Below are 18,042 nucleotides of genomic sequence, written 5' to 3'. Positions count from 1 at the left end.
TTTTCCTCCCCCTGTATTTCTATTACCTAACCCATAATTAATGTAAGTATGGCCTTCTGCACATGCAGGCGGTTTTCTGCCTCATCGAACACCACCGAATGGGGTCCTTCTATGACATCATGGGTTATTTCCTCACCCCGGTGGGCCGGCAGGCAGTGCATCACAATCACATTCTTATCCGCCACCTTTAGTACATCTTCATTTATTTGATAGCCTGCAAAGGCTTCTTCCCTTATCTTTTTCTCGCTCTCCTGACCCATGCTGGTCCACACATCGGTGTAAAGCACATCGGCATCCTTTGCCGCCTCGAATATGTCCTCGGTAACGGTTATCTTTGAACCGCTGGATTCCGCGGTGACTTCCGCTTTTTCCATAACCTCCTGCTGGGGCTGGTAGCCCTTCGGAGCTCCGATGGCTATATCCATTCCCACTTTGGTGCAGCCAAAAAGCAGGGAATTGGCCATGTTGTTGTTGCCATCACCGATAAAGGCCAGCTTCAGCCCTGCAAGCTTTTTCTTCTTTTCATATATGGTGAACAAATCTGCCAGCACCTGGCAGGGATGCGAGTAATCGGTAAGGCCGTTTATGATGGGTATATCGGCATACTCGGCCAGCAATTCCACATCCTTGTGGCTGTAAGCCCTTATCATGATGCCATCCAGAAAACGAGATAAAACCCTGGCGGTATCAGGGATGGTTTCTCCCCGGCCCAGCTGCAGGTCATTGCTCGACAGGAACAGGGCATATCCTCCCAGCTGCCACATAGCCACCTCGAAGGAAACCCGGGTCCTGGTGGAAGATTTTTGAAAAATCATGCCCAGGGTCTTTCCCTTCAGGGGTTTGTAATCAGCTCCAAGATTGTGCATGGTCTTCAAAGTTTCCGTGGTCTTCAAAATCTCATTGATCTCCTCTGTTGTAAGATCGTATAAACTCAATAAGTCCTTGCCCTTAAGGCTTGCGGCTTCAGGTTTTATATACGGCTTTGCTTTCATCTGAACTCCCTCCGAACTTTTTTATAATTATACATGTTTATGAATATATATGCAATAGGTTTAAAAAAAATTAACATTGATTTTAAAAAATCACCTAAAAATAATAAGACAGGTCATTCATCATTTATGATGAAGCCTGTCCATATATATCGTATAGCTTGGAAAATCTTGTTGCCGATATACGGCATGGTCATTTACAATGAAGCGCTTTAATGCCCGAAAATTCAACAATAAAATGCCCATTCCACTTCATAGCACTCTCAGGTGTATAAAAATTTATTTTCGGGTAAGTTAGTGCAGGCGCCTCAATCGGATATCTCATTTGCGGCTTTTATTGTTCGGGCGCAAATAAAATCCAGCCGTTTTTTCACTTCATCTTCTCTTATCAACGAACCAAAAAGATTATCTGTTTCGTAACCTGCATTATTTATGACTTCAAAACCCGCAACTCTTCTATTCAAGTTTTTTACCTCGTCCGACATTATGGATACGGTCCATTGGGAACCGGTGGACCAATGGGGCGCCGCCAGGACAACAGCGCTTACGACATACTTTTTTAGCTTTTCTATGGGTTCCTGCTTAAAAAACGCCTGCTGCCGCTGACTGAACGCAACCCATAGGGCCGGAGGAAGGCCGCCGTAATTTGGAATAAACAGCAAAAGTATTTGAGCTTCCCAGGTTTTTTTCAAAATTTCATATACATCATCTTCTACCGGGCATGGTGAATTGATTTTTTTGTTTGGGTCATGTTTTTGGAGGCATTCATAATTGCAATGCTGGCACGGTAGTATCTTATAATCGTAAAAATTTATTTGCTCGGTTTGGATACCATGCTTGGAAAAGTTATTGAGGATATATTCGGAAAAATCGCGGCAATTGCCCCTTGCCCTGGCGCTGACTACCAGGCTCAGCGCTTTCATGCTTTCATCCTCCAATCTTTATTAATAAGCCAATAGAGCACATCAATGTCTGAAAATTCCATAAGTGAATAAGTGAGTACCTGGCACCTTCGTCATTCGTCAACCCTTTCTCTGCTTTGCCAGCCACTCCACTGCGAAATCGACTGCTTCCCTTTGTTTGAAATGAAATACCTGGATTGAGCCAGGTCCACCTTCCTTGCCGGACATATCAGGACATATCATACGCAGGCATTGTCTCTTTAATGGTGGGCCACCATTCCTCGGGTACCGGCGGATTGCCCCAGCAGCTCGGATCGGAATAGTCGCCCGAATGGGCAGGCATCATTATGGTCCCTTCACTTGTCACCGCATCCATCAACCCTTGTATTACTGCGACTGGGCTGCCGCATACCCATCCCAGAGAGCTCAAAGATGAATGGACAAGCAGTGTGGCTCCCCTGCCCACCCCAAGCTTATATAGATCCTCCGCAATGCTTTAAGCCTAAGCGTTTTGTTTATGGCCTCCGCTTCACTCATAAATTGCCTCCTTCCTTTATCCATTCTATCAATGTTTCTACGTCGGGGCAGATCAATGAAGGCTTCATGGCCTTCAGCTTTTCAAATTCCGCTGTGCCGGCCCAGGCTGCGGCTATGGCAAAAACGCCTGCTTCTTTAGCGGCAGAAATGTCATATGCCATGTCCCCCACATAGGCGACACTATCGGGAGAAAGGCCCCATCTCTTTAGAACTTGATTAGTATCATATATTTTATTGGCTCCGTGTTCCGAGCCGGTAACCACAACTTCAAAGAATTTGCCCAGACCCGAATGCCGCAGTGATATTTCCATGCTTTTGGGACCCTTACCCGATACAATGGCTAATCGCACTTTCCTCTCTCTTAACAATTCCAGAGCATCCTTGATCCCGGGAAACGGTCGGTCATATTCCGAATGTGCTTTGTCATATTGTTCCAGGTAAAATCTTAAGCAGTCCTCCCATGAATCCGGAAGCAACTTTTTGAATATGCCCTCTTCAGAAGGGCCGAACATAGCTCTTATTTCACTGTCGGAAAAGTCGCGGTCAACATAGTGTTTCAGCGTGTTGCGAAAACAACTGTAACAAACCGGTAATGAATCGAGCAATGTACCGTCCAGGTCAAAAATAACACCTTTAAGATCCATGTCATTCTCCCATCCACCATCATATTCGTTTGACAGAATGGCAATCTTCTCCATCCAATTCCATTTTAACCCATTTTTGCTGTTTTGTCTCCCTTATTTTATGGGTTCTTATATCCCCCAAAGTTTAAGCGCGACCCGTTAAAAAACAGGAAATGCGGCCATCTTCCATGCGTTTTTCATATTATGTCACGGGCATTTATAATCATCCGGATCTTGCGGGCAGGATCATCGCTTTTCGCTACACGGTCCTGATCCGAATACGCAGGGAGCAGACGTATTGAATGCAGAAAAATCGGTGAGCGCATCAAATGTTAATGGAAGTGAATAACATATTGTCCCTTTTTAAATTTCATTACTGCCTTTTCCAATCTGCCGACCCCTTCCAAAAAAACTTCTTCATTTGGCTGATATTATTGCTGTGCAGTTCCACATACTGTATAATAAAAAAAATGAAAGGAGCTGAAATCATAAGTGTGGAAAAATCAGTCTCATACATTGCAAAACTTTAACGTCACAAAATGGAGGGAAGCATTTAATGACTGCCTGCCCATAACCGCGCGGAATAATTCCCTTCGGGCTGACCTGTGGGATAATGGGCAGCAACGCAGGCTTTTCGACCTTTGAGATAACCTTTATGTCGATGGTGGTTTTCGCCGGGGCTTCCCAGTTTATGTCCATTGCCATGATCAGTTCCGGTATCACCAACTGGGGGATAATTGTCTTTACCACCTTTTTGATTAATCTGCGGCATTTATTGATGGGTGCATCATTATCACCCTATCTGCTGGAATTATCCCGGCCCCTTCAGTATATCCTGGCCTTTGGCATGATAGATGAAAGCTACGCTTTAATCATCGGCAGAATAGAAAAAAAAGGCTATGACCTCAATTATCATCTGGGAGTGAGTAGTTTCCTGTATGTTGCATGGGTCTTCTCTACTTTCCTCGGGGCGTTATTTTATCGTAACATTCCAAACCCGCTGGAATGGGGAATTGATTTTGCCCTTCCGGCAACTTTCCTGGTCCTGTTAATTCCTCGTCTGGCAGACAGAATAGCCCTGCTTGTCTGCCTGGTCTCTGCTTTATGTTCAATTCTGGGAGCTTTATTCCTTCCCGGCAAATGGTACATTATTTTTGCTGCAGTCACCGCCACCTTTGTCGGAGGGATACTGGAAAGGAGCAGCAGAAATGAACCTTAAACTGATTTCTATTATAATAGGTATGGCTGTTGCAACCTATATAACCCGTATTGGCTCTCAAGTCATATTTGCCCGTACCGGTATGCCTGCCTGGCTGAAAAAGCGGCTTAAGCATGTCCCCACTGCGTTTTTGACAGCTCTAATAATTCCGGCGCTCTTGATGCCCCGGCGATATCTGGACATATCATTTAACAACAGCTATCTTTTGGCGGGAATTATCACCGCCTTTACCGCATATAAAACCAAGAATGTTTTAGCTACCATCGTCCTCGGAATTGGAACAGTAATAACTCTCAACAGGCTGATACTTTTATGAAGTACGCTGCTCTTTAAAACCTGTTGTTGTGAAAATAATAATTATGAAAAAATTCCATCAAGACCTTTGCCAGCACCGTTGAAAGATTCGGATTTAATTCAAAGGGATCGGGAACACGGCTTTAAACCGGAACCCGAAAGGGTTTCGGGAAAAGCGGTAAATAACTGATTTCTGCCGCCGGCAAAGGCACGAGACTGGCCGGTCACCACGAATGCAACTTGGAAAAGTGGTATGACGAAAACCGCCGGAACTTCAACCATATGGACGCTTTTGTAAAATTGGAAGAGACCCACCGCAGTTTCACGAGGCCGGAGATATGCTGGCAAAATAATGCAGTCTTAAAAACGTTAAAAGAGTGGTATCCACATCTCTTGATATATTTGCAAGCCTTTATCGAATTGTAAAAGGCTTTTGAAGAAGAAATAAACCGGCCAGGATAAGTTCTGCTTGCAAAAGGCTCAAGATAATATAAGCGGTGGTTCCCGTTCGATTACTGAGAATCACAAATTACATCAACTTTATTTTCACCTACGAAAATATCAAATTTCAAGTTAAATTGAGATGCATACATCGCTATGCTTTTTACCAACAGTTTTAACTCCGAATTATACCGTTTTTCCGGCAGAAATATTTTCAGTATATTATCTTCTATCTTATAAGTATACTCTTGGTCATCATAGATTTTTTTAAAAAGAGAAATAACGTTTGAGAAATATTCATCCGGTTTAAATTGTATATTTATAGTTTTTTCAATAATTTTATTTATAGAATCAATTTCAAGTATTTTGCCATCAATAATTATTTTTTCCGGAATAGGTATGGTATAAGGTATTAAAATAGGTTCTTGCAGATCTTTCTGGATTGCATAAATCATTACATTTTTTCCTTTGATATCACTGAAGAGGGTAGCCATATTAACCAATCTATCTAAAGGCCCTTTGCCATATTCTTCTGCTAAACCTTCTGATGCTATTTCAATATTTTTTTCTCCTTCCACTGTTGGTCTTATGCTTTTTATTCCTTCAAATTGGGTAAAGTTCTTTACCACCGCATCCATTGCAAAGACAATAAAATGAGGGTTATTTATTGAATGCCCGTAATCAATGATTCCTTTAGTAAAATCCATGTAAACTATACCATCTTTTATTGTCAAGCTTTTTATATAATCTCTCTTTAGAAATGACATATATGGTTTGTTTTTAATATCCAGGGAATCTAGCCACTCGTCTTTAAAAGACTGAACATTTTTCGATTTTGCCGGGACCGGAATCAGTAATGAGTTCTCAAAATTATAGTAAATGTATTTTTGATCGGCAGTAGGTATTTCTACGGTTAAAGGTTTCTTTGAGTAGTTGCAGCCCGATGTAATAATGATAATCGAAAAAATAATGAGTAATGTGCCTAGGAATTTTATTGCTTTTTTAGGGACGTAAAAATGTGTACAATAAAGAGTTATTATAATGAAGGATAATCCATAGAGTGAATAAACCGCTACTCCAAAATAATTTTGAAATGAAGCCAAATTAAAAATAAAATTTCTATGTAAACGGTTTGTCATATAGACATAAGAACTTAACATCAAATTCACTCCTATAAAAAAGCCTGAAATTAAAGAAATAAAAATACTCAAGCAAATGAATCCCATCCACAATCTGGTGGAATCGAAGTTATTGATTGTTAATGCATAATTGAACAAATTAAATTCCCTGTTTAAACCATAAGGTAAGATCCTAAAAATATTCATAAGTTGAGCCAAAATATGCTTCCTTTGCTTTTATATGAACATCATCGGCTATATAATGATCCGCAGAATCATAATAATATGTTTCAATACCATTTTATGTAACCAGATACTTCAGCCTTATAGTAGATTCACTGCCGTTATGTTCTATAATGATATTTTAATCCTTGTCATAAAACAACCACTTAGATAAATCATCTGCATCATTTATTTCATGAAGAGATTCTTCAGGGATTTTGAAATATTGTCCACTTTGATTATATTCAACAATAATAAATGTAATTTTTAGCAATTTTGTAAATTCTTTTAATATCAATCACCACCTGTCTCAAAAATTAAAATATCGTATAAAAGGCAGCCTACCAGACTGCCTTTTACATGCATCTCCTTTAAGGCCATAAATATACTGCATCCATATCACTACTGTATTCATCGAAATTTACCCAAATTTCTTCAGGGTCCCAGGGATCGTAGTGGTATCCTGTTCTGACAAAAAGCTATCTGAACCGCAAAGATTAGTATGTGTTATCATGCCGGCAGTCCAATTGGAAGTCAAAGTACCGTACCATACATAAAATTCAGCAGGTTCTCCCAAAGATTCAAACATGCAATCCTTTTTAAATTGAGATAAACGTTCAATAATAATTTTAGGTGGTCTATTTTTTCCTTTAAAAAATCCCTTTCATTGTGGGAAACTGCATAGTTTTCTGATCCAGATATAGGGGCAGCGGCAACCAAAGGACTGAAGAGGGCTAGCAATAACAATACTGGTACTAAAAATCTATATGTTTTCAAACCGATTACTCCTAATTTTTAATTTTTTTCACTATATAGTCGTATATATCCCCAAAAAGGTTTCAACATTATGCTACATTTTAAAAATTTTTTTCTCCGTCTACGTGACATTATCATAAAATAACCACAAACATTATATTAAAACATTATATTAAAACAGTTGTTGTCCTTACACGAATATGGTAAAATTAATCAGGGGAGAGGATGTGACGAGTATGCCGATGGAGGATTTATCAAAAGCCAAAAAGGAAATTGCCAGTGGAACCGAGTCAAACGAAACTAATATGGCAAAAATAAGCGAAACAGCATATTTTTATCTTTCGCAACAGATAAATGATTTAAGGGACAGAACCGATTCAAAATCGGAGTTGTTAAGGGCAGAACTGAAACAAGAAATAAATTCCGTAAAAACAGAACTAAATCAAAAAATAGATTCCGTTAAAAACGAATTAAAACAAGAGATAGATTCCGTTAAAAACGAATTAGATCAAAAAATAGTTTCCGTTAGAAACGAATTAAAACAAGAGATTATTACTTTAAATAATAAGTTTGAGCAACTACATTTGGAAGTAAATCAAATCCGAGAGTCTGCGCATCAAACAAATGTAATGATAATCGTCACCCTCATCGCCGTTATTCTTTCACCATTAATAATACCCTCCATTCAACACTGGATAGGTCTGTTATAATAATACAATAAATATAGTCGGCAGCTCTCCACTAAGGGTGGACTACCGGCTAAGGCTGAAAAAGAACATTTTGATATCTGGGCTTATGTTTTGCCAACTTCTTTATTCATTCGATGTAACAAATAGATAGACATATATGGTCGACCCTGTATATTGTATACGGCTTTCTCCAGGGTCACAACAGTATCTCTGACCAGAAAATTATGGCTAACTATTCGATTTTTTGGGTTCTATGGTGAAAAAAAGCAAAATCAATTCTTGTAATCCCGGATTATAAAATCCGACCAGTATTGAGTAAGTCTTTTATAGTTAAACAACTTTAAATGATCGTATTCACTATAAGTGGATATATCCGTATATCCATCTTTCTTTGCAATCATTAACCCTGATATGCCTTTTAAATAAAACGTTTCATCTTCCCAATTGTTTCTTAATTTAAAATCGATAGTTATGTCGCTAAAAAAATTGGTCCCAATGTATTGAAACCTTTTTTCTCCATTTTTAGAGATATAATGCAATTTTGAGTATCCAAATAAATAAATCCAACCATTATGTCTAAATATGAAGCGATCTTTGCCTTGACGAAACATTGGTTTTTGTATATTTGCTGTGTAGTGAAATTTAAGGTATGTTGTTTCCTCTTGGGGTACATAAATCGCTTCCACTGGTTCTATAATTATGTTAACATATTGATCTCCTTTACGTAATTCCTCTTTATTAACATATGATAATTGGTCTATATAATTTTCATCAAGTTCTATATTTAAAGCATGTAATATCTCTCTTAGAGATAGGTTGTCCGGATCAATATTATGAATAGCGTTTATTTCATTACTGGTGAAGCCGAACTCTTTAAGTTGAACAACATCTTTTTTCCTAAATTCGGCAAAATCTGTTCTTTCTTCAACTTTAATTTCTCCATTTTTTTGATTAAGCGTATCTCTGTACTGGAAATAATGCCAGGTTGTGATCAAAAGACAAATGCTAATAATAGCAAGAAATGAGACAGTGATAATATTTTTATAATTTAACTTATTCATGTAAACATCCTTTCTATTTTTTTTAACATGATGTGCACAGGAAAACTTTACTATTTTTACTGATGATTTATAAATTTATATTATATCATTTTATATCCTGATAATTATGATGAACATCTAAGTTTATGAAAATATTTATATTGTCCCTGCAAGATTTTGCAGGGACAATATAAAGTTTTCGGTTACTATTCGAAGCCAGCTTCCTAATTTTTGTAGTCAAAACGCTGTATTTATAAATTAGGAGAAAGAGAGAGTAACGGATTTAAAATTCACAATAATGGAGTGACTGTTACAGTGATAAGATCAGTTCTCACAGTCTTGATCTGCATGATCGGTATCAGCCGTTTCTGTCGGGAGACCATACATACCTAAGGGAATAAGGGACCCGGTTTTTAACTTCATAAGTTGAACCTGAAAGTATGTATAGAGATCCTCCTGCATCTACCGCAAGGAATTTGCCGTCCGGCGACCAGGAACCCGAACAACCAGGGCCCTCTTCTTTAAAGGCTAGCACTTCGATGCCATTCTCAACCGTTAAAATCCAAAGAGATGATTCATCGCCGTCCCAGCTTTGATATGCGATTTTGCTTCCATCCGGCGACCATGCCAGGGATCTGGCTTTATGACTGTTAGATAATTGGCGGACGTGTTTTCCCGAAGAATCAACGATTGCTATCGACCCGTTCCCATCGATAAAAGCTATTTCCTTACCAGTTTGTAGAGGAGCAGGAAGCTGCTGTGAAAAGCAATACGGTTAATATGAAACAGGATACAATAAGTTTGGGTGTAGACACGGTCTTCACATTATCACCTACCGTTTGGAAAAGATAACGATATAACGTCCATATTTATTTCCGGTTGTAAGATCTGACAGAAGTTTAACTTTACCATCCCATGGGTCGTTGACATTTGCTTTTACAGGGTAATTAAGCAGGAGTACAGGGTCTAATTTATCAATATATTTGAGAGTTTATTCTCCAACCCTGGTCTTTCAAATAAATATATTCTACTACAGTTTCTTTATAATGTGTACCTGTTTCTGATTCAAACGGAACTAAAAATACTGCTCGAGCCATATTTTTATTAAATTTTATATCGTAAATTATTGCGTTTTCCCATATAAAAATGCCGCAAATATCACTAAGTTCTTTGTAAAACATTCCATTCACCGTTTCGAACCCTAAAGTTTCATAAATAATTCTAGCTCTTTCACTGGTAAAATATTTTTTTAGAAGTGCAATTACTTTTTGCTCAGAGTCTATATTTGATCAAGGATTCTCAGTTTGAATATCTTTTCATCAACCGTAGATTTCTCTCCGCCTTCTAAAAGATAATTAAATGCTTCATAAGAATTTCTGGCCAGGTCTTTTGCCTCTTGTTCTGTAAGTTTTGGAGATTGAAATGCATAAAAGTTGATTAACGCATTATTAATGGCGGACTCCTTGTTTGCTTTTTTAAAATCTCGGGACTTCGGTATATCCTTTTTCCGAAAAATAGAAAAAAAGCCTCGTGTTTGCAGCTCCTTTTGGGATTTGAAAAACAACTATATCATTATATTCGGCTGTATGAGAAACTTTGGTTTTGGCAGGTATCTTCGTTTTTCCGTCCGTAATGTAATATTTATTCCAGAGGCTGTGTTCAGCGTTGTACAGTTTCAACAGGATAAGATCGCAATCCTCCAGGCGCCTGAATTTATAATCGGATACCGATAGGTCCATTGTATGGTTTGAAGATCCTTCAACGGCTCTGTCTGAAGTCTTCATTCTGTAGCTGTTTATGAATGAGGTCATCTGTATGTATTTTTCCGTCATGGAAAGGGATGGCGGCTGGCCGCTGTTCTGTCTTGCTCCGCCGGATGCCGATTTAAAGAAATTCAGATAATCATTGGAGCAAAGTAAGGGTTCTTCCGGAACATGGTTATACTTCTGGGTCATCATCGCATAATAAGATATTAAAAGGTCTCCTTACAAGGATTTCGGCGTAGTTTGATATGTCGTATAGCGCCTGTTCAAAGTCCTGCCGGTTCAGTTGTTCTTCAAGGTTCTGGTAGGTGTTATGGAGGAATGCTTCATATAAATTCGAGTCGAGCTCTTTTAGAATGGATTTTATGTTTTTGTCTTTACTCAGTATTTGGAGAGCTTTTAATGTGTTCAGCATCACCAGGGGGTGATAGTCCGGGTTTTCCAGTAATGCCTTTAGAGTGTTTCTCAAGTATTCTTCTACAATATCCGGGTTTTTAACTTCATATCCCAATTTTGTCAGTATGTACAGGCTTTTGTAGGTGGCCTGGGGAGTGGAAGGGCCAGTAGATGATTCTTTAAATCCTCCATCGCTGTTTTGCAAGGAATACAGCTTTTCCTTTACAGTTTCTTCCCATACATTCCTTTTTAATTCATAACATGATGTCATGTTTATCATAAAGAAGGCAATTAAAAATAAGGTTATAGTCTTTTTCATAGAGCTCGTTTCCTCCGTTGGATTAAGGAATGTCCGTGAAGTCATGATAGCAGCCATCATTAGTAAAAAGGGATTATTTATTGAATGTCCATAATCCAATCAATCCACATTTATCATTTTAAAAGTCTCTTCCTCATCATTCCATTTTATAGTAATCGTATATACGTCATCTTCTTTAGGTCTTGACTCAACTCCCGCAGCTTTGCTCCCATAAACATAACCGTCTTTATCTAAAAAATCACCTGAAAAAGAACCACCATCATATGTATAACTAATTCTGGCCACCTTTTCGGGGTTATTGCCTTTATATCTTAATACAGGATATTTCTGATAATATTGTTCTTTATGTGTGGCTCCATTTTTATCTTGCCAATAGTATTCAAAATATTTTACAATAATCTTGGCTTCCCAATTATCTCCTTGCCCTTCAAAGATAATTTGTTTTATGTCGTTTAGTTTTTCCAGCACTGTTTCTTCTATTTTATTTTGTTCATTTAAAACATCCAAACCGGGGTTTGATTTTTTACTCTCTTTTAATGTGTAAGCTATCAAAACATTTTTTGCTGTAAGGCCATAAGAAAATTTTATTTTTTCCCCTTTAAACAATACCTTATCGCTGTAGTTTTGAATATATTCATTCAAAGTCTTGCTTCTATCTTCTATAGAATCGTAAACCCAGATGAAATAATAATCTTCATCGGTGTATTCCGATTGAAATACGGCAGGTGTCTTTCCGTTTAATTTAAGTTGCTGCGGTATCGGCTCATTTGCTTTTCTTAGATTTATCCCTTGTTCGGAAAAAACTTTCGTTATGTCTTCCAATGTGAACAAATCTTTCTCGGCAATAGCCTCATTCGGTAGTATAGCATCCGGTCTTGCATCTTTTCCACCGTCACAGCCGGCCAGCAGCATGCAGGCTGCTATAATCAGATAGATTAGTATTTTTTTGTTCATATTTACACCTCCATAAAATCTTTAAAGAAAGCTCAGGCCTTATAAAAAAAATTTCAAGCTGCAGGAGGTTCTATTGCCACACACACAGGGGACGGTTCTTGATTTGTCGCATTTTGCGCATTTTGTGTCGCATTTTGCATTTTGGGCTCTGAATACGATATCTTTACTGATGCCAAGGATCTTCGCTATTTCTCTAATTAACATTGACGGCTTCTCTTGATATCCCCTAAAAATTTGTCCCTTTTTCCTGTCTTTTAAATTTCTTATCTCATTCAGGCTCTATCCAAGGCTTTCCAGCAATTCCTCTAGACTTTGCTGTTACTTCTTTCTGGCATATCTTGGCATGTTGATCATCTTTTATTATTTTAACAGTCATATTAAACCATAAAATTAACGAGAATGCGACAAATGGGTCGAGTAGACATGGGCCTTGCGGCCCATGTCTACTCGACCTGACTCATTTTTTTTGAACCATATTTTGAATCAAGGAATTGCTTCCTAATTCATCGGAATGAGTCTCCTATGTACCTCACAGAGAAAATCTTTTCAGCGGGAGATAAGACTTCAAGGCAGCCCGCTATATTCTTTTCACCGCTCCATGGTATTTTTAAACGTTTTTTTACATATTTGTTACCGAAATCTCTTATAAAGACTGCAAGGACCAATATATTTTTAAAAATAAATATTGAACTTTATGATTAAATATTATATACTATAATCATGGCGAACATACGTTCCATGAATACATTCAATACAAACGCTCTGGATATAAAAGTATAAGCGGCAATAGTTTTTTGAAAACATTATTTGACAAAGGAAATTATGGGGAATTTTTAACTTTTTCATATTTGGAAAGATTACCTGAATATAAAAGACTTTTAACAAATATATATGTGCCTAAGGAAGATGGAACAACCACAGAAATAGATTTAGTGATGATTGAGGAAACGGGAGTATATGTTTTTGAGTCTAAAAATTATAGTGGTTGGATATTCGGTGACGAAAAAAGCAAATATTGGACACAAACATTACAAAACAAACAAAAAAATCACTTCTTTAATCCAATATGGCAGAATAAAGCTCATATAAAGGTACTTAAAAATATATTTGATGTAGACGAATCTGTATTTAAATCATACATTGTATTTAGTGAAAGATGTAAATTGAAAAAAATTAATGTTACTTCTCCTACAGTTAAAGTTATTAATAGGCAAGATTTAACAAGAACAATAAAAAAAGATATTTCAAATTCCCCAAAACTTTTAACAAAAAATAAAATAGATGAGATATATTCTGCTTTAGAAAGGTTTGCTCTTGCTGGAGAAGATATTAAAAGAAAGCATATCGAGAGTATAAAAAATATAAAAATTACAGTCTGCCATCTCCTATCGCCATTTTATTTCTTTATATCATTGTTTTTATTCTGGAAAATTCTGTAGAGTGTATCTATAACTGCAAATGTACAAGAAATTATTATTCCTCCCACTATACATATTGCACTGACAATACACCCCTCACCTGAACTTGAAAAAAAAGTTGAACTCATCCCGGCCGACAGTTGTAATATTATATAAGTCGTAATAAGTCCCACTAAAAGATACTTAAAATATACTCTTTGTTCCATTTGCAAACCTCCATATTATATTAACGAGAATATTTTATAAAAACTTTCCATGGAAGTAAAATAAAATTTACTTCCATGGAAATTACTTTTGCTTTAGATTTATTGTTAAATATTATAGAGTAGCGTGTATATATTCATAATCATATTCTTCGCATGATTGTGGTTCAATGGTAAAACCAACATTAAATGGTGATCCGACACTAGGTATTATAGTTGTTGTACTATGACCATATGATATTCTCATCGCAGCTTCAGGTATTCTCCCGGCTTTTGACACTCTAATATATCCATATCCATAGTAAGACCAATCATAATCGAGTGGTTGACTTGAAACATTGATACACATATCCCATACACTTTCAGCTGCACCAGAAGCCGATACTGGATCTACTGACGCACTTTGATAATAAGTATATCCCTCCCTATAATTTTTATATCTAACCATATGAAAAGTATAATTTGTGGAAGTATCGATATACATATTTGGGTCCCAGCCGATACCAATTATATCATTTTCCATTTCAAATGGCGCTGATGACCATTTCCAAGTCCATTTGACTCTAAAATATGTCCTGTCATCTGAAGAATTATAAAAAAAATTATTTGTAGTAGCAGTTAAAGTTAAAGTAGAAGCCAATGATATTATTTCTTCTTCTGTTCCATTAAAATTTTTTAATTTATTAATTTGGTCTTCCGTGTAACCTAGATTGCGTAGAATGTTTTTATCTAACTTACTTCTCTTCCTTAATTCTTCTGCATAATCTATATTCCTTATCTTATCTATTTCTGCATCGGAATATCCTAATTTCTTTAATTCGTTATTATTTTTATCTTTAAGTTGTTTCAAATGTAGATATTCATTTATCTGAATTGTAACTTTATTTGTTGTATTATCATTGCTAGCTGCTACTGCAACACTATCGAAAGTTAAAACAACCGTTAATACTATCAACAGGATCATTTTAAAACATTTTTTCATAATATTGTTCCCTCCATTTATTTTCTTTACTTTTATTACTTTACAAAGCTACTCTCCTGACATATAATTTCTATTGTGGTTACTTTTCTTTTTGAAGAAAGGTTATACAACACCTTTCTTCTTTTTAATTGGCCCTTTCAAGATTTCCGGTACTTCAGGCTGATAAAACCATCCCATGCAAAAAGGTTTATCAGCAGCGACAGTGCCAACAACAAGTGTGAATAAATATGCATCGATTGCTATTATTTTTCTTTTTAAGTCTGTCACGAAATTTCACCTCCTTTCCATTTTCCCATGATTTTCCTGTTCTTTTGCTTATTTTATTACCCGATTTTTAAAAGTCAATATCGATATTCTGGCGGGAAAACTGGTAGGAAAAGAAAGCCCAATCTTTTATGGAATTTCTCTTGCGTCTCCTCTTGATTCCCCACCAACCGGCGAAAAATTGCAACTTCTCCTATCCTGATCCCTTATTTTTTCCCTCTACTTATATAAAATTACATCCACACCTAAAAATTACAACCTCTTGTACAAAAAAACTTAAAAAAATATTGAACTTTTAAATTCGTTTAATATAGTATAAATTTAATCATCGTCCTTCATCTTCCAATACTCATCCTTTAAATATTCTTCTCTCAGTTTCTCCAATGCTCTCTTTTTTCCCTTATGTACTGCTTGCTGTGATATCCCCATCTTTTTTGCCGTTTCGACTTCGGTATAACCAAGTAAAATTGTATGTATTATTATTGTTTTTTCTTTTTCTGTTAGCTTTTTTGATAGTTTTTTTCAACTTCTATGCTGCTGCAAATTTCTTCGGCCATATCAGCATTTTCATCTGCTCCCTGATCTATCATCTCTTCTTCATTGTCATCATAAACAGGGCAGTTAAGAATAGGCAATTGTGTTTTACTATATGTTTCATATTTATCAGTAATGTATTCGACTGCATATTTAATGTAGTTTTTTATCCATATTACAAGATTTGCCTCCAATAAATTCATATCATAATCTTCCGTAGGCCCCTTCCCCCTGTTATAAACTTCAGGATTGAATCTGTGAATGGCACATATCAGCATTTCTATTAGTTCTTCTGTGAAGTCATCACCATATCCCATTTGATATCCGCATTTTTTAATCATAGGGCTAAATCTGTCAATAAGTTTTATAAAAGCTTCCTCATCTCCCGATTTCATTTTTAATATCAATGCTGTCATAGTGCGGGGGGCACTTTAGACCCTGTGGCTTTGCGCCCTTACCTTTCTATAAGTTTGCCCTTATTGCTGATATTTATTTTTCTGGGCATTCTTTGCTTTCCTGATGGGTTTAATTGATTATGATCTTATCCGTTGTAGCGGTTGTTTCATCTTCCAATGAGCCGTCTTCCGCATAATGGTAGCTTTTAACCCGATAGTACTTGCCTCGGGACACCGGCACCGTCTTTGCCCCATACGCATAATCCGATTGATAGTCCACAAAGGTATAACTTTTTAAGTCTATCCATGAAGATCCCGATAGCTGTTGGAGCACTAATTTAACACTTACTTTGTCGCATTCTCTGTTACATTTTGTATAACCATACAGTTCTACATTCCCATTGCCCACATCTCTGATTTGGCAGTGCCATATGTCGATCAGATAATCATCGGTCTGTACCTCATACCCCTTTATTTTTTCTTTTAAAAAATCTCTTTCATTGTGGGAAACTGAATAGTTTTCTGATGCAGATATAGGAGCAGCGGCAACCAAAGGACTGAAGAGGACTAGCAATAACCATACTGGTACTAAAAATCTATATGTTTTCAAACCGATCACTCCTAATTTTTAATTTTTTTCACTATATAGTCGTATATATCCCCAAAAAGGTTTCAACATTATACTACATTTTAAAAATTTTTTCGTGACTTTAAAATCAGCAGGCCAACGGTACAAAAATATATGCGGCAGGTGGTGGGGTTGAGTTAATTCCTTACAGCGAAAAGTTCACACGATCTTTTTTCCGTCTTTTTTCATAGTAAGCCATCCCAACAAACACTATGTCATGTACTTCGTCAATAGCGATAGGAAGAGCCCCTGAAGCGCTCTTTTTTATGGAAGTAAACATCCAACATTTATTGCCGTTTTTGTCCAGTTTAATAAGGTTATTGTTAAAAGTTCCCAAATAAATATTTCCCTGCTTATCGACAATAAAAGAATAATTGTGCCACCAGGGATCTATATTATACAGATTTTCAGTATTCCATTTGAGTCTTCCTTCTGTATCGAAGCAGCATAAATTGTAGCAGTCTCCCCGGAAACCTATTACATATATACTATTATTATTAGAAGAATATAAGATGTCGTCGGAACCATATTTCGCTCCGGGGATAGTACTAGTCCACTTTTCCTTACCTTTATCGTCCAAACACACTACATTACACGGGTTAGCCGTTTCTTTATCTATTTGGTCGTCAAAAATCTTTTGTATCAGTTCTGAATCCATACAGGAAAGATAAATTTCGTTATTGTTAACAGCAAGATCCATAATAACCGATGGATTTTTAGAGTATTCCCAAAGAATCTTACCATTATAATCAATAGCCCACACTTTTGAAGGTTTCATAAAAGTGCCAACATATATTGCCGTATCGCCGATTTCGATAAACTCCAGGCTTTTACTCAATTTTTTAGACCATATAACTTTACATTCTTTACTAAAAGCTATTACATCACCGCCGGAACTTATTAGATAAAAATTACCTTTTTCGTCAAATTTCGGAGTATCCGATGCACTAATCCCATTTATATTACTTTCGGTTGAGCTTTGGTACAAGATTTGCCCATCTGGGTTTATTTTGGTTAAAAAAGGTTTGTTATCACTTATTATAAGAACATTTCCATCGGGGCAAACCTTTATATTTTTAATTAAACATTGTTCATTTAGTTGAATATTCCACTTTTCTTTACCTGAAACATTTAAAGCCTTGATAGTATTATTGTCCATAGCGATATAAAGAGTCTTCCTAATTGGATCAACGTCAGCTATCGGAAAAATAGATTGTTCATCTTGTTCAGGATCTTGGACATTCCACATCATTTGCCCGGATGGAATACTTTTATAAAACTCAAGCCTGTAAATAAAACATAATGTCAATAAAACTCCAATGCTAATAATAAAAAACTTTTTTCCTCTTCCCATAT

General features: G+C 36.7%; 21 protein-coding genes, 1 pseudogene and 1 riboswitch. Of the genes and pseudogenes, 4 read left to right on the top strand and 18 right to left on the bottom strand.

The window, feature by feature from the left end; translation table 11 throughout:
* Positions 1-26: 26 nt before the first annotated feature.
* From argF to D2962_RS01650, 4 genes and pseudogenes are all read right to left on the bottom strand, one after another.
* Entirely contained in the window at positions 27-992 is a 966-nt protein-coding gene (gene argF / locus D2962_RS01665; RefSeq protein WP_122013911.1) for an ornithine carbamoyltransferase, read from the bottom strand.
* 305 nt (positions 993-1,297) lie between these two features.
* A complete protein-coding gene (locus D2962_RS01660; RefSeq protein ID WP_122013910.1) occupies positions 1,298-1,912 on the bottom strand; it encodes an NAD(P)H-dependent oxidoreductase in 615 nt (204 codons plus the stop codon).
* 217 nt (positions 1,913-2,129) lie between these two features.
* Positions 2,130-2,384, bottom strand: a pseudogene (locus D2962_RS01655) (AAC(3) family N-acetyltransferase); the annotation flags it as partial.
* Between the two features lie 40 nt (positions 2,385-2,424).
* Positions 2,425-3,126, bottom strand: a complete 702-nt coding sequence (locus D2962_RS01650; protein ID WP_222927625.1) for an HAD family hydrolase — start codon at positions 3,124-3,126, stop codon at positions 2,425-2,427.
* Between the two features lie 538 nt (positions 3,127-3,664).
* On the opposite strand from D2962_RS01650, the gene D2962_RS01640 reads away from it, so the two are divergent.
* Positions 3,665-4,270: an AzlC family ABC transporter permease gene (locus D2962_RS01640; protein ID WP_122013908.1), complete on the top strand. Its 606-nt coding sequence runs from the start codon at positions 3,665-3,667 to the stop codon at positions 4,268-4,270.
* Positions 4,260-4,586, top strand: a complete 327-nt coding sequence (locus D2962_RS01635; RefSeq protein ID WP_122013907.1) for an AzlD domain-containing protein — start codon at positions 4,260-4,262, stop codon at positions 4,584-4,586. Before D2962_RS01640 ends, D2962_RS01635 begins: the two co-directional genes overlap by 11 nt.
* A 490-nt stretch (positions 4,587-5,076) precedes the next feature.
* Here D2962_RS01635 and D2962_RS01625 read toward each other — a convergent pair whose 3' ends face one another.
* The 3 genes from D2962_RS01625 to D2962_RS01620 form a co-directional block, all read right to left on the bottom strand.
* Positions 5,077-6,216, bottom strand: a complete 1,140-nt coding sequence (locus D2962_RS01625; protein ID WP_162991051.1) for a GerMN domain-containing protein — start codon at positions 6,214-6,216, stop codon at positions 5,077-5,079.
* Positions 6,217-6,487: 271 nt separating this feature from the next.
* On the bottom strand, positions 6,488-6,643 hold the full coding sequence (locus tag D2962_RS17380; RefSeq protein WP_162991050.1) for a hypothetical protein: 156 nt from the start codon (positions 6,641-6,643) through the stop codon (positions 6,488-6,490).
* A gap of 236 nt (positions 6,644-6,879) precedes the next feature.
* Positions 6,880-7,122: a hypothetical protein gene (locus D2962_RS01620; RefSeq protein ID WP_120768511.1), complete on the bottom strand. Its 243-nt coding sequence runs from the start codon at positions 7,120-7,122 to the stop codon at positions 6,880-6,882.
* Positions 7,123-7,337: 215 nt separating this feature from the next.
* Here D2962_RS01620 and D2962_RS01615 point away from each other — a divergent pair, with 215 nt between their 5' ends.
* Complete coding sequence (locus D2962_RS01615) at positions 7,338-7,811, top strand: hypothetical protein (RefSeq protein ID WP_122013906.1); 474 nt, start codon at positions 7,338-7,340, stop codon at positions 7,809-7,811.
* Between the two features lie 251 nt (positions 7,812-8,062).
* On the opposite strand, the gene D2962_RS01610 is transcribed toward D2962_RS01615, so the two are convergent.
* From D2962_RS01610 to D2962_RS01585, 5 genes are all read right to left on the bottom strand, one after another.
* Positions 8,063-8,851: a hypothetical protein gene (locus tag D2962_RS01610; RefSeq protein WP_122013905.1), complete on the bottom strand. Its 789-nt coding sequence runs from the start codon at positions 8,849-8,851 to the stop codon at positions 8,063-8,065.
* Positions 8,852-9,804: 953 nt separating this feature from the next.
* Positions 9,805-10,113 (bottom strand): DL-endopeptidase inhibitor IseA family protein, encoded by a 309-nt coding sequence (locus tag D2962_RS01600; RefSeq protein ID WP_122013904.1) that lies wholly within the window; start codon positions 10,111-10,113, stop codon positions 9,805-9,807.
* 192 nt (positions 10,114-10,305) lie between these two features.
* Positions 10,306-10,788, bottom strand: a complete 483-nt coding sequence (locus D2962_RS01595) for a hypothetical protein (RefSeq protein WP_120768503.1) — start codon at positions 10,786-10,788, stop codon at positions 10,306-10,308.
* Complete coding sequence (locus tag D2962_RS01590) at positions 10,769-11,308, bottom strand: hypothetical protein (protein ID WP_122013902.1); 540 nt, start codon at positions 11,306-11,308, stop codon at positions 10,769-10,771. Before D2962_RS01590 ends, D2962_RS01595 begins: the two co-directional genes overlap by 20 nt.
* Before the next feature lie 99 nt (positions 11,309-11,407).
* Positions 11,408-12,262, bottom strand: coding sequence for a hypothetical protein (locus D2962_RS01585; RefSeq protein ID WP_120768499.1), 855 nt, complete (start codon positions 12,260-12,262; stop codon positions 11,408-11,410).
* A 794-nt stretch (positions 12,263-13,056) separates the two neighbouring features.
* Between D2962_RS01585 and D2962_RS01575 the strand changes: the two genes are divergently transcribed.
* On the top strand, positions 13,057-13,701 hold the full coding sequence (locus D2962_RS01575; protein ID WP_162991049.1) for a nuclease-related domain-containing protein: 645 nt from the start codon (positions 13,057-13,059) through the stop codon (positions 13,699-13,701).
* 297 nt (positions 13,702-13,998) lie between these two features.
* Here D2962_RS01575 and D2962_RS01565 read toward each other — a convergent pair whose 3' ends face one another.
* The 6 genes from D2962_RS01565 to D2962_RS01540 all read right to left on the bottom strand — a co-directional run bounded on the left by D2962_RS01565 (position 13,999) and on the right by D2962_RS01540 (position 18,040).
* Positions 13,999-14,865, bottom strand: coding sequence for a hypothetical protein (locus D2962_RS01565; RefSeq protein ID WP_120768980.1), 867 nt, complete (start codon positions 14,863-14,865; stop codon positions 13,999-14,001).
* Positions 14,866-14,967: 102 nt separating this feature from the next.
* Positions 14,968-15,132, bottom strand: a complete 165-nt coding sequence (locus D2962_RS01560) for a cyclic lactone autoinducer peptide (RefSeq protein ID WP_120768978.1) — start codon at positions 15,130-15,132, stop codon at positions 14,968-14,970.
* A gap of 318 nt (positions 15,133-15,450) precedes the next feature.
* Positions 15,451-15,597, bottom strand: coding sequence for a sigma factor-like helix-turn-helix DNA-binding protein (locus tag D2962_RS19800; protein ID WP_425456611.1), 147 nt, complete (start codon positions 15,595-15,597; stop codon positions 15,451-15,453).
* A gap of 32 nt (positions 15,598-15,629) precedes the next feature.
* The gene (locus D2962_RS01550; RefSeq protein ID WP_162991048.1) at positions 15,630-16,079 is read right to left on the bottom strand and encodes a helix-turn-helix domain-containing protein; all 450 of its coding nucleotides are present in this window, start codon (positions 16,077-16,079) and stop codon (positions 15,630-15,632) included.
* Positions 16,060-16,148: riboswitch (cyclic di-GMP riboswitch) on the bottom strand. Its footprint overlaps the gene before it by 20 nt.
* Before the next feature lie 40 nt (positions 16,149-16,188).
* The gene (locus D2962_RS01545; protein ID WP_120768974.1) at positions 16,189-16,668 is read right to left on the bottom strand and encodes a hypothetical protein; all 480 of its coding nucleotides are present in this window, start codon (positions 16,666-16,668) and stop codon (positions 16,189-16,191) included.
* A 163-nt stretch (positions 16,669-16,831) separates the two neighbouring features.
* On the bottom strand, positions 16,832-18,040 hold the full coding sequence (locus tag D2962_RS01540; RefSeq protein ID WP_122013898.1) for an outer membrane protein assembly factor BamB family protein: 1,209 nt from the start codon (positions 18,038-18,040) through the stop codon (positions 16,832-16,834).
* Between the last annotated feature and the right edge of the window lie 2 nt (positions 18,041-18,042).

This window comes from Biomaibacter acetigenes (genome assembly GCF_003691585.1).
Taxonomy (GTDB): domain Bacteria; phylum Bacillota; class Thermosediminibacteria; order Thermosediminibacterales; family Tepidanaerobacteraceae; genus Biomaibacter; species Biomaibacter acetigenes.
Note: the sequence above shows the minus strand (reverse complement) of the source record. Positions and strands in the feature narration are given on the sequence as shown.

Coding starts and splice junctions, on each gene's coding strand:
- D2962_RS01540 (WP_122013898.1), bottom strand. CDS start 18,040: ATGGGAAGAGGAAAAAAGTTTTTTATTATTAGCATTGGAGTTTTATTG.
- D2962_RS01610 (WP_122013905.1), bottom strand. CDS start 8,851: ATGAATAAGTTAAATTATAAAAATATTATCACTGTCTCATTTCTTGCT.
- D2962_RS01640 (WP_122013908.1), top strand. CDS start 3,665: ATGGGCAGCAACGCAGGCTTTTCGACCTTTGAGATAACCTTTATGTCG.
- argF (WP_122013911.1), bottom strand. CDS start 992: ATGAAAGCAAAGCCGTATATAAAACCTGAAGCCGCAAGCCTTAAGGGC.
- D2962_RS01660 (WP_122013910.1), bottom strand. CDS start 1,912: ATGAAAGCGCTGAGCCTGGTAGTCAGCGCCAGGGCAAGGGGCAATTGC.
- D2962_RS01650 (WP_222927625.1), bottom strand. CDS start 3,126: ATGGAGAAGATTGCCATTCTGTCAAACGAATATGATGGTGGATGGGAG.
- D2962_RS01550 (WP_162991048.1), bottom strand. CDS start 16,079: ATGACAGCATTGATATTAAAAATGAAATCGGGAGATGAGGAAGCTTTT.
- D2962_RS01585 (WP_120768499.1), bottom strand. CDS start 12,262: ATGAACAAAAAAATACTAATCTATCTGATTATAGCAGCCTGCATGCTG.
- D2962_RS01590 (WP_122013902.1), bottom strand. CDS start 11,308: ATGAAAAAGACTATAACCTTATTTTTAATTGCCTTCTTTATGATAAAC.
- D2962_RS01615 (WP_122013906.1), top strand. CDS start 7,338: ATGCCGATGGAGGATTTATCAAAAGCCAAAAAGGAAATTGCCAGTGGA.
- D2962_RS01635 (WP_122013907.1), top strand. CDS start 4,260: ATGAACCTTAAACTGATTTCTATTATAATAGGTATGGCTGTTGCAACC.
- D2962_RS01565 (WP_120768980.1), bottom strand. CDS start 14,865: ATGAAAAAATGTTTTAAAATGATCCTGTTGATAGTATTAACGGTTGTT.
- D2962_RS01595 (WP_120768503.1), bottom strand. CDS start 10,788: ATGATGACCCAGAAGTATAACCATGTTCCGGAAGAACCCTTACTTTGC.